Here is a 12,184-nt window from a genome sequence, read left to right on the forward strand (position 1 = left end):
GCATCTTTTTTTGAGTGCCATAGTGGCACTTATTAATTTTAATTACCCTGATATTCAAAATAAAACAAGGAGTCAAAACTCCTTGCTAAACAATTACATTAAATTTTAGTGACAAAAATTAATAAATTAATCTAACCCCAATTCCACCTCTAACGTTATTTCCCTTAGTGTCATATCCTGCATTTACTGTAACTCCAAATCTTGTGTTGTCAACGCCGACATTCAGGTCAAACTTACCATTTCCTTTTCTATCTTCCTTTTCTCCTCTGATTCCAAACCAGTCTGCTGTTGTATATCTTACTCTTGCCTTGTTGTTTACATCTCCAACTTTTCCTAGTTCATTCTCATAGGCTGCTGTAAGTCCCACTGTCAAGTTTGTTCTTACTGCTAACGGCTGAACATATTTGAATTCCATTCCAACTTCAGGTTTTACTGAGAAGTAGTCGTTTCCTTTTACTTCCAGTCTCATTTCCCCTCTGTCTTCCTTGATGCTGTTAAATCTCCCGTATTCCATCTTCAAGGCTCCATAAGGACGGAAATGTGTTCTTTCGCCCAGTCTTACATCATATCCCAGATCAGTTTTTAGAGCCGCTCCATAAGAATGGTAGTCAGATTTTGCCTGGAATACATCGTCTACAACCAGGTATCTACGTTTCATGTCGTTAATACCTACAAATACATCTCCGCCGATTGTCCATTGCAATGCCCCGTTGTAGTCCTTCTTAGGCGACATTGTCTTGAACACTCCTGCTTTAAGTATTGTCTGGTTTTCTTTAGATTTTCCAATATCCTTGAACTTGAATCTGTTTGTTACAGCTCCTGCATACCATCCGCTTGAGTTGCCCATCTTCACTTTCTCATCTTCATGAACATAGGCTACACCGTAGGCGTTGCTTGTATAGTTAATGATTCCAGCCGTATCAGTATTGTACTCGTCCCTCATGTCGAATACCTTAATCTTGTTGTTTTGCTTAGATGGATTTCTCCAGTCGTGTTTCAAGTACTTGAACTCTTTGTCAAGCAAGCCTCCAGTTGCATTGATTCTTTGTTGAAGGTTTCCATACTGATGTCCCATCATTTCGTCTGTTGCTTGATAGAATAGAATTTCTTCGTTTTTACCTATGTTATTCAATTTCAAAAATAGTTGTTTTTCTCTTGAATCTAAACTTTCTATACCATATCTTTGTTCCAATCCATCCAAGAAATTGTATGTATCTAATGAATTTACAGGAGTCATCTCATTTCCTGCAAATTCTGTATACGGTCTTTTAGCTAAGTATAAATTATTTATATAGCCTGAAGGACCTCCTAATGTTGCTGTTGCCATCCATGTCAATGAACCTGAGTAAATATTCCAATTTGTTATTCCACTCTGATCTATAGTGTCATTATAAGGTTTTAATATTTCATCACTTACTTTTATATATTTGCTATTTGAAACTTTTGTCGCTTCTGTTCCAATGATTAAATCTGCAGAATCAGTTACTGTTGATAATCCTTTTATTGGATTTGTTCCCCTTAAAGTATCAATATACATTCCAAGTGATGATGTCAGCATATCTCTTTCACCTACAGTCAATGTTACAGCCTCAGGTGTTACTGGTATTCCATTTACTGTTATGGTAGCTTCTGCAGCGCCTTTTGGTGCTCTTATCTTTATTGCACCAGCTTCTTTTGATGTGTCTGAACCTGGTGTTCCTGTTTCTCTTTCCCTGTTTTCAGCAGCTCCACTTGTTCCCAATATAATTGTTCCCGTATTATGAATTATACCTCCTCTTGCATTAAACATTGCTATTCCACCATCTGAAACAATATGTATTGTTCCTGTATTATAAAGTGTTGCTCCCTTTCTTACAACTACTCCTATTGCTACATTTGGTTTCGTTCCTGGTGTTGTCTGTATTACACCGTCATTATACCCTTTTGCCTTTTCATCAAGATACATTCCAATCGCTCCATCAGCTCCAAGATTAATTGTTGCACCTACATTATTTCTAGCTATTGAACCTTCTCCTGTTGCGTACATACCAATGCTGTCATTTCCATTTACATTTATCGTACCGTTGTTTATAATAGTTCCTGTATCTGATGTTTTATATCCTGCTGCCATACCAAGTGCATATCTTCTATCATCTAAGTTTTCTGGAGAAATATCAGAAGCTCCAATTGATATAACCCCATTATTTGTTGCAGTTCCACCATTTGAACTGTAAATTCCTACGTTTCCTATACCAGATAAGAAACTTATATTTCCTGTATTGGTTACACTTCCTGCTGAATATATTCCATAATTTTCATTTCCTGTAGAAGTTAAGTTTGTATTGTTATTTATATGTCCTGATTTATCATTTGAATAAATATATACAGTATTGCTTCCAACATTTACGTTTGATGTATTACTATGTAGTGTATTTCCACCAGATAATACATCATTTTTTATTACAAATCCAAATGAATTATCTCCTATGTTCATTACAGTGGCATTATTTGTAATTGTTCCGCCGTTACCTGTATAATAAATTCCCACTGCATTATCTGCTCCTGCTGTTATTGTTCCACCATTTATATTTATATTTCCGCCTTTAGAATATATTGCTGTTCCTCCCGTTCCTATTTTAGTTAAAGAACCAGAATCTACATTTATGTTATATCCATAAATTCCTACGGCTTTATTTCCTCCATCAATAGTTCCCTTGTTTTCCAGCGTTATAAATGGCTTATCTGTAAACATTCCTGCATTGGGACTGTCTGCATTGGAAGAATTTCCTAATTTTATTGTTCCACCATCATTTACTGCTGTGTATACTCCTGTTCCTGTCGCATACATTCCTGTAGACTTATCACCTTGTAAATATATGACTCCGCTTGCAGTATTTTTTAATACTCGATTGGTTCCGCTTATAGGATTTTCAAAAGTCATACCGATAACATTGTTTGATGAACTTTCTATTTTACCATTATTTATTACTCCTCCATTACTTCCAGTATTTGCTCCTGTTCCTTCAGCTTTATAATAAATTCCTGTTGAATTTTCACCAATCTTTATTAATCCCGTAGATTCATTAGTTACAGTTGCTCCTTGTACCCCAACAGCTCCATTATCTTCTACAAGGTAAATTCCTGTTGAATCCTTTCCAACATTTATTTTTCCGCTATTTTTTATTATTCCTCTTTTTGCATACATTCCAGTTGACTGATCTCCTGAAAGTGCAATTTCTGCTCCAGCTGCATTTTCCAAAGTAACTTTTGTTATGTCATTGACTACATTTTCCTGTGCCATTCCAACTTGTTTTATTTGAGAGCCAATCATTGTTTTTATATTTTTCATAGATGAATTGGATACTTCAAGCTGATTGAATGGATCAGTTACATTATCCAAGTTTACATTCTGATCAATATTCAGTTTACTCAAATAAAGCATAAATGTCTTATAGTTTCCTAAAGGATTTATCGTAGGAGTATTTGTTCCGATACTTGATATTGACGAAGTCAGAGCATTTGCTACTGATAAATCTGTTTCTACGTTTGAAGCTATGAAGAGTCTTGAACCTTCTTCCATATTTAATGTTAGATGATTTAATGTACTGCTACCTGAACCTCCTGTTCCAAATGTGTTATCAAAATAATTTTTTATACCAGCTGCATCAAATATTCCATAACCTGAACCTGTCGAATTGTAATAAAATGCCGTACCTCTTGTGCTTGGTGTTGTACCGCCTTTTATTGTTGCTGTTGTTGGACCTCCGAATGTAATCGTTCCTTTATTTGCACCATTGTCAGAAGTATAGAATAGCAATGACTTTTGTCCAGTGATACTGTTTCCTCCGTTTATTTTTATATCTCCACCTTCAGAAGCCAAAAAGTTTATTGCCCCATCTGTTGCAGTTACATTGGCACTTCCTACAGTTAGTTCCCCTTTTGAATAAAGTCCTATAGATTTATCAGTTGTAATTTTTGCATTTACAGTTGTATTTGTTCCATTAAATTTAGAATCTGCATCATTTACAATAATACCGTAAGAACCTTTTCCGTTTATTGGATTAGAAACATTTCCATTATTGTCAACTGTTATTGTTCCTGTTCCATTTAGAGTTATAGTTGATTTATCATTTGCAACTGCACCTGTAACATTGTCTCCAGAAACTTTTATATTTCCAGCCATTGTGTGGTTACTTTTATTTGTTATAAGAACTCCTGTTGATTTATTTCCTGTTACTTCCACTAATGGTGTCGTACTTCCAACAGTTCCTGTACTTCCTGTTGAACGATCACTTAAGAATACACCTATATTCTCTGTATCTCCTGAACCTTTTATTTGTATAATACCTCTATTTTCAATAACTGCTTGATTAATTCCAACGATACCAATACCATGTTTTTCATTACCATTTGCTTTTGTAATTATAGAACCACTATTAACAAGTTTTGATCCATCAGTAAGCATACCAATTCCGTAAGACCCATTTAATTCTATTATTCCTCTATTATCAACTTTTGCTGTTGAAGCCGCTTGAGTAGCTGCATCCATATCAGAACGCATACCAATATTTACCACTTGATTTCCTGATGTTACTTTGGCTATTTCGGAATCTATTTTAATTTTTCCATCTGTATCATTAATAATATTACTTGCAATATTTACATAAGTTCCAACAGAATTCTCTACACCATTAAGAGCGATTATTCCTTTATTGATTGTTCTATCAATAGGGAAAGTTGCTTTTCCAGTATCATTTATTGTGTTATCTTTCATAATTGCCATACCTACAGAATTATTAGCCTTATCTTTCCCATTTGTTGTTAATAAAATAGTTCCGCTAGCTTCATTTATCATTAAGGCTTGATTTGAAGAATAAGCTGCAACTTTCATTCCATAACTTTCTTTTCCAGATAGCGATATTGTTCCATTATTATGTAGTTGAGCAAAAGTTCCTATTGGAGCCGCATTTCTTCCTTGCCCAGTACTTGTTCCATTAGTCCTATACAAATAAACATACATACCTATTGAATTTGGTCCCTTAAAATCAATAGTCCCATTATTATACATTGGTTGTACATTTCCTATTTCTGTAACATTTTGTGTTGAATTTTCTGAAACCTGTGCTATTCCAACTTTGTATCCTAAATACCCCTCTTCACTTTTCTTTATTGTCAATGTTCCTGTTGCTGGAGTAGGAGAAGGAACATTAAGTACTAAATTATCTGGGGTATCTATTGCAAATTGTTCCTGATTTTCTCCTTCATCTGTAATTTTTCCATTATTTCTGAATATTACTCCATTTTCTTGAGAAACCATTCCTAAAGTTAAAGGTCCGCTTAAATAAAGAGTCTTATTTGCTGGCAAAGTAACATTAGCAACAGCAGGGCAATTATCTACACAACCATCTATAGAAGCTTTTCCTTTATTATCAATCTCAATAAATCGTGAACCTCCTACTAAAAAACGTTGATTATTATAATTTTGTGTATTTCCACCTACTGTCGAATCTCCTATTGGACCACTATACTCATTATTTCCTCCATTATAAGAAAAATTATAAGAATTAAAATAAATTTTGTTGGGCAAATTATTAAATGGATTTATATAATTATTAGCATTGTATTCATAAGGTGGCGCTCCACCGCCTCCATGCCAAGTGCCCCTTTTTGTTTTTCCATTTGAATCACTTTCAACTTCGTACATTCCAAATGCACCACCATCATCCATCCATAATTTGAATGCCACTGTTATCAATGATGTTGGAAAACCTAGTTGTCCTGTATAATTACTGTCTAATGTATAACGCAACTGTGTTCTAATATTCTGTTTACTCCTATTATCAGTTGCTAAAAAATTAGTATCTGTAAGTCGATTAACAAAAGTTGTTCCTCCAACGAGAGGTGACGTTCCCACATTAGAATCTGGACCTAAAAACAATTGAAAGACAGGTGCTGATGGTAAAGATGGATTACTTGGAATATTTATATTTGGATTTATTGCCGAAAATCTAACTACTTCTGGAAACTCTGGTGTATTTACTACTTTCGGCTGTAAACTTAAAGGAGCCCTGCTTATTGCCTTCGGTTTTATCCCAGCTGTAAGTTCAACAGTAACAATTGGTTCTTTTGCATCTTTATAACTTGCTATCCCATATTCTGATATTATACCAGTTCTCAAATTTGTTGAAGCATATTTAGAATTTGTTAATTTGGGTAAATATCCATAAAATAAACTTTCTGGAGATATGTATCTGTTAAACTCATTTGAATCCCTTTCAAAAATTCCTTCATAAGGATACTTTTTAGATTTGTCTCCTTTTCCTTTATAAGTTCCGTCCCAGTTATTATAAAATTCATTAACTCCATATTGCCAGTTACTCCAAGTGCTTTTTATAACATGATCTCCCTGTTCCATTAATTGAATTAATTCAAGATTTGATTGTTTTATTGATTTATTGTTTTTATCTTTAGTTTTTTTTAAGTTTTGTTCAAAATTATGAACTGAAGTGTTTATCTGCTTTATTTGATTTTCAATTGCGGTATCGGTTGTTTGTGCGGAAAACAGATTATTTTCTATTCCTATTGTACCTGTCAACAGGAACATAATTAACAGTTTGTCTGTATATTTAAAATCTTTTACTCTTTTTGCAAAAGATTTTAGTTCTTTTTTTATTCTAGATAAATTTTTAGTCATTGTCACACTCCTCTATTTTTTAGAACTAATATAAATCCTATCCAATGTTTATTATATCACAAAAAAAAGTATTTTCAAATAATTTTTATATATTTTTTTCAGAAATTTTCTTTAATTATTATCTCCATCCAAAATTATAAACTTGTAAAATTACAATATTTACAGTATAATATAAGAGAAATTTATAATATATAGAAAAAACTATATAAAATAGAATGGAGCGGATCTATGCACAAGCAATTTGCGGAAATTTATGATATTTTTATGAAATATGTAGATTACGATGGTTGGTATAATTTTTTAAAGAGATTTATAAAAACAAAAGGAACTGTTCTAGATTTAGGATGTGGAACTGGAGAATTTGTCTTACGATTTCTTAAAGATGGATTTTCTGTTGTTGGAGTGGACTTATCTGAAAAAATGCTGGAAGTTGCAGAGAAAAAATTAAATGATCCAAAAATAATCGGAGAAAAATTTTCAAAAGATAGGTATAGACTTATCAAGGAAAATATTATAAATTTTGAAAATACAGTAGATTTTGAAAATAATAAAAATAACAATTTATGCCAAGTTGATTATATTGTCTGTAATTTTGATACAGTAAATTATTTGAAAAATGAAAAGGAATTTTTGAAATTTATCGAAAAATGTAATAAAAATTTAAAAAAAGATGGATATTTAATTTTTGACGCTGTAACTGAAGATATTTTTACAGAAATATTTGAGAATGACATCTTCCTAGATGAAGAACCAGAATATACAAGCATCTGGCGGCACGAGCAATTATCCAAAAAAAAGCATCTGATAGAAATAGATTTATTCATCCGTGAAAATGAAAATGACAATCTATTCAGAAAATACAATGAAATTCAGAATAAATTTATTTTTGATCCAGAATGGATTATAAAAACCGTCCAAAATAAAGGCTTTGAAATATTCGATACCGCCTCAAATCCTGAATTTGGAGAAAGCCGAATATTTTTTATCTTGAAAAAATTATAATTATCCAATCTGAATTATAAAAAATATTTATTGATAACAATTATTTAATTAAAAAACGAAAAAGAAGGTAACTTATGAAAAAAGAAAATGAAGAAAACAAAAAAAATGATTTAACAGAGGAAGAAAGAATAAAAGAAGAAGAAAAAAGAAAACAAAGACTTTTTGAAATAGAAAAAAAACTTGGAAGACATAATAACGATAAGGCAGTAAAAAATAAAAGAAATAATAAAATTATGAAATACTTTGCCCTTGCAACAAATATGGTTTATATTCTTGCCCTGCCAATTTTAATTATGCTAGGATTTTATTTATTTTTAAAAAAATATTTATTTAAAACAGACCAGCCAATTGTCTTGATTATTTTTCTTATTTTAGGAGCTATCTCAGGCTATTGGTCACTTATAAAGCAAATAAATAATATAAAATAATTTTTATTTTTTCATGAAGTTAAAAAACAACAAGGAAGAAAGGAAATATAGAAATGCTGGAAAAAATGCCTAAAAATATAAAAAGTGCATACATTATCTCAATTTTTACTATGATATTTTTCCCTCTTTTAGGAATATTTTTTAACTGTGTTGAACTTTATTTTGGATATTTAGTCGGAGCAATAATTTCAACAATAAATATAAATTTACTTATAAATGGTGTGGAAAAAATCTTATTTTTTCAAGACAAACCTAAATTAAGAGGAAATTTAGAATATTTTAAACGGATGGCGATATTCTGCCTTGGAATGTTTATTGTTGGAAAAATCAGTCAGAAATATTTTCCAAATCACGTTTTAACAAATATTTTAGCAACTGGAATTGGTGTTTTGAACTTTAAGTTTTCGTATTTTTTATCTCATTTTGGAAAAAAGTTTCTTTTAAAAAATAAAAACAAGGGGTCTTAACCCCTTGCCAAATATATAAATAAGACTTCTTAATAAATATAATAAGACTTTTTACTAAACAATAAGCTCCTTGGTGAACTACTCCCGCTTTTAAAAGCGGGAGCTTCTTGGGAAGTATCTGCTTTTGCTAGCCAAATATATTTACCAAGCTCTTCGAGTAGTTCCTACCCTGTCTTCTTTTATTTTCCTAATATTCCAACATCAATTTTCCAATGTCTTTTATATTCAGTGCCGCATTGTAATCTCTATCAATTTCAATCCCACAGCACTCACATTTATAACTTCTTTCTGATAATTTCAGTTCCTCTTTAACATTTCCACATCTACTACAAGTTTTCGATGACGGAAACCACTTATCTATCTTCAAAAATTGCTTTCCCAAAAACATCAGTTTATACTCAAGCATCCTCAAGAACATTCCCAATCCATTATCTCCTACACTTTTCCCAAAATTTAATGCCTGGCTCATCCCTTTCATATTTAAATCCTCGACAACCACAGCATTATACACTTCAGACAATTTTTTCGATAATTTATGCAAAAAATCCCTTCGACAATCTTTGATATATTCATGCAATTTTGATATTTTCGCTTTTTGCTTATACCAATTTTTAGAAAATTTCACTTTTCTTGATAATGATTTTTGTAATTTTTTCAATTTTTTCTCCAGCATCCTAAAATATTTTGGATAATCAGCCCTTTGATTTTCAGAACTGACAAATAATTCAGACATTGAAAAATCAAGTCCAATTACTTTATCACTATTTGGCATTCTTTGAATTTCTTTTTTAAATTCCATCAAAACAGAAACATAGTAATTTCCATTACAGTTTGTCAATGTTACTGACTTTATCTTGTAATCCTTCGGTATTTCTCTATGATATTTTAATTTTACTCTTTTCAATTTTGGCAAAATCAAATATTTGTTTTCTTCAATTCGTATCGAATTATTCACACAATTTGTCGTGTAACTTTTAACATTATTCTTTTTAGATTTGAATCTTGGAAACTTTGCTCTCTTCTGAAAAAAATTCATAAACGATCGTTTTACATGTAATTGAGCATTTGCAAGCGCCAAGCTGTCTACTTCTTTCAAAAATTGATTTTCCTTCTTCAAACTGGCAGGTGTAATTATTTTATTTTTCCCAGTTTCTTCATAAATTTTATTCGCAGTATACAAAATTGTATTGTAAACAAAACGAACACATCCAAAAGTCTTGTTTATCAACAATTCCTGCTCTTTATTTGGATAAATTCTGTATTTGAATGCTAAATTATATTTCATAAAATTACACCTCCTTTTGATTTTGAATATTATTTTTAATTATTTCTTTAGAAATTTATCATTAGTGATTTCTCTTCGATATTTTATACAAAAATTGTATCATGGATATATCCTTTTTTCAATTTTTTTACAAAAAAAGCAATTGATCTCCCACTTGTAGAAGTCGGAGACTTCTTGCTATCTTTTTGTTAAATAATAAATCCACTAAAATATTATCAGAATTACTCTTCAAAAAAATCTCCAATTCTTCTATATTTTTCATATCTCTTTTTCAATAATTCACGTAACGAATATTTATCAATTCTCTTAAATTCCTCTACAACTGCAGCCTTCAAGTTTTGAGCCATTTCTTCAAAGTTTCTATGTGCTCCTCCCAACGGCTCTTTTATAATTCCATCTATAATTCCTAAACTTTTTAAACTAATTGCATCCATTTTTAAACTTCTTGCAGCTTCTGGTGCTTTTGTCGAGTCATTAAACAAAATTGAAGCACATCCTTCAGGAGAAATAACTGAATACACACTATTTTCAAGCATCAAGATAGAATCAGCCACTCCAATTCCCAATGCTCCTCCACTTCCACCTTCACCAATTACAACCGACACAATCGGCACACGCAGTCCAAACATTTCTGCCAGATTTTTGGCAATAGCTTCACCTTGTCCCTTTTCTTCAGCTTCTATTCCAGGATACGCTCCAGCCGTGTCAATTAATGTCAAAATTGGTAATTTAAAACGTTCGGCCATTCTCATTAATCTTAGAGCCTTTCTATATCCTTCAGGACTTGCCATACCAAAATTTCTGTAAAGATTTGAATCAATATCTCTACCCTTTTGATGCCCAATTACCATTATTTTATAGCCATCAATCATTGCAAGTCCACCAACAATTGCATGGTCATCCTTTGATAATCTGTCTCCATGAAGTTCTACAAAATCCTGTGTCAGTTCATTTATATAATCTAAAGTATACGGTCTTTGGGGATTTCTTGAGATTTGAATTCTATTCCATGCATCCATTTCATTTTCCTCAAAATCCTTATATTTATCTTCCAGTTTTTTTTCAAGTTCTGTGATCTGAGCAGAAAAATCAATGTTTTTTTCAGCTGAAAATGCCTTTAATTCTGATATTGCTTCTTCTAATTCCTTAATTTCATCTTTTATACTCATCATTTTATCCTTTCATTTGAAAAATTTTTAAATTTACACTAATTTTTCCAATACTCTGTAAATTGTTGTTTTCAAGTCTTTTCTTTCTGAAATTATATCAACCATTCCATGTTCCAACAAAAATTCTGCCCTTTGAAATCCTTTCGGCAATTTTTGGTTTACCGTTTGCTCAATAACTCTAGGTCCTGCAAAAGCGATGAAAGCATTTGGCTCTGTTATAATCACATCTCCAAGCATTGCAAATGAAGCTGTAACTCCACCAGTAGTAGGATCAACAGGTACAGAAATGAATGGAATTCCCGCATCATTTAATTTTTTTACTGCTCCTGAAGTTTTCGCCATTTGCATAAGTGACAAAATTCCCTCCTGCATTCTAGCACCCCCAGAACTTGAAACTACCACAACAGGTATTTTCTTTTTAAGTCCACGTTCCAATGCTCTTGTAATTCTTTCTCCAACAACAGAACCCATACTTCCACCCATAAAGCTAAATTCCATTGCCGCGATGCTAACTTCTATTCCATTAATCTTCCCAGTTCCACTTATAACTCCATCTAACATACGGCTTCTTTCACGTGAAACTTCCAGCTTTTCCTCATATCCTGGAAAATTTAATACATTTTTAGAATTAAGCGTCATATCCTCTTCCATAAAAGTTCCTTCATCAATCAAAAGTTCAATTCTTTCAAATGCTGTAAGCCTAAAATAATTTCCACATTTTGGACAGACATTCAAATTATTTTTCAGATCTTCATTGTAAATAATTTCATTACATCTATTACATTTTTTCCACTTATTATCATCTACAATATCCACTGTCAATTTTGATTTAGATGTAAGTGTAACATACTTTTTTTTTGATTTTCTACTTGAAAACAAACCCATTTTTTTCACCTCTCAAAAATTTTATTTTTTATAACAAAGTTATTTTAAAATCAAACTTAAAAATTATAACTATTTTACTCAAATCTTTATTCTTTATAGTTAACTCCCATTAAAAAAACATAAATTCTATTTATTACTTTAAAATATTAAATCTTAACCCTTTACATAATAATTCATTATTAAAATGAAAAATGATATTATTTAGTTTGATATTAATATAATTTGATTTAAACCTAAATAACAGGTGTTATAATACTATTATATAATACATCATT

Annotated in this window: 7 protein-coding genes; 3 read left to right on the forward strand and 4 right to left on the reverse strand. The window is 31.4% G+C overall.

What is annotated here, in order from left to right:
* Positions 1-118: 118 nt before the first annotated feature.
* Positions 119-6,673: an autotransporter-associated N-terminal domain-containing protein gene (locus tag FVE73_RS08105; RefSeq protein WP_146997856.1), complete on the reverse strand. Its 6,555-nt coding sequence runs from the start codon at positions 6,671-6,673 to the stop codon at positions 119-121.
* Between the two features lie 228 nt (positions 6,674-6,901).
* Here FVE73_RS08105 and FVE73_RS08110 point away from each other — a divergent pair, with 228 nt between their 5' ends.
* The 3 genes from FVE73_RS08110 (at position 6,902) to FVE73_RS08120 (ending at position 8,570) form a co-directional block, all read left to right on the forward strand.
* Positions 6,902-7,675, forward strand: coding sequence for a class I SAM-dependent methyltransferase (locus FVE73_RS08110; RefSeq protein ID WP_018499415.1), 774 nt, complete (start codon positions 6,902-6,904; stop codon positions 7,673-7,675).
* A gap of 74 nt (positions 7,676-7,749) precedes the next feature.
* Positions 7,750-8,103: an AtpZ/AtpI family protein gene (locus FVE73_RS08115; RefSeq protein ID WP_018499414.1), complete on the forward strand. Its 354-nt coding sequence runs from the start codon at positions 7,750-7,752 to the stop codon at positions 8,101-8,103.
* A gap of 53 nt (positions 8,104-8,156) precedes the next feature.
* On the forward strand, positions 8,157-8,570 hold the full coding sequence (locus FVE73_RS08120; protein WP_018499413.1) for a hypothetical protein: 414 nt from the start codon (positions 8,157-8,159) through the stop codon (positions 8,568-8,570).
* Between the two features lie 187 nt (positions 8,571-8,757).
* On the opposite strand, the gene FVE73_RS08125 is transcribed toward FVE73_RS08120, so the two are convergent.
* The 3 genes from FVE73_RS08125 to accD form a co-directional block, all read right to left on the reverse strand.
* Positions 8,758-9,855, reverse strand: coding sequence for an RNA-guided endonuclease TnpB family protein (locus FVE73_RS08125; protein WP_146997857.1), 1,098 nt, complete (start codon positions 9,853-9,855; stop codon positions 8,758-8,760).
* A gap of 221 nt (positions 9,856-10,076) precedes the next feature.
* A complete protein-coding gene (locus FVE73_RS08130) occupies positions 10,077-11,024 on the reverse strand; it encodes an acetyl-CoA carboxylase carboxyltransferase subunit alpha (protein WP_018498089.1) in 948 nt (315 codons plus the stop codon).
* 33 nt (positions 11,025-11,057) lie between these two features.
* Positions 11,058-11,909, reverse strand: coding sequence for an acetyl-CoA carboxylase, carboxyltransferase subunit beta (gene accD, locus FVE73_RS08135; protein WP_018498090.1), 852 nt, complete (start codon positions 11,907-11,909; stop codon positions 11,058-11,060).
* Positions 11,910-12,184 lie beyond the last annotated feature (275 nt).

Source organism: Leptotrichia wadei, from assembly GCF_007990545.2.
Taxonomy (GTDB): domain Bacteria; phylum Fusobacteriota; class Fusobacteriia; order Fusobacteriales; family Leptotrichiaceae; genus Leptotrichia; species Leptotrichia wadei.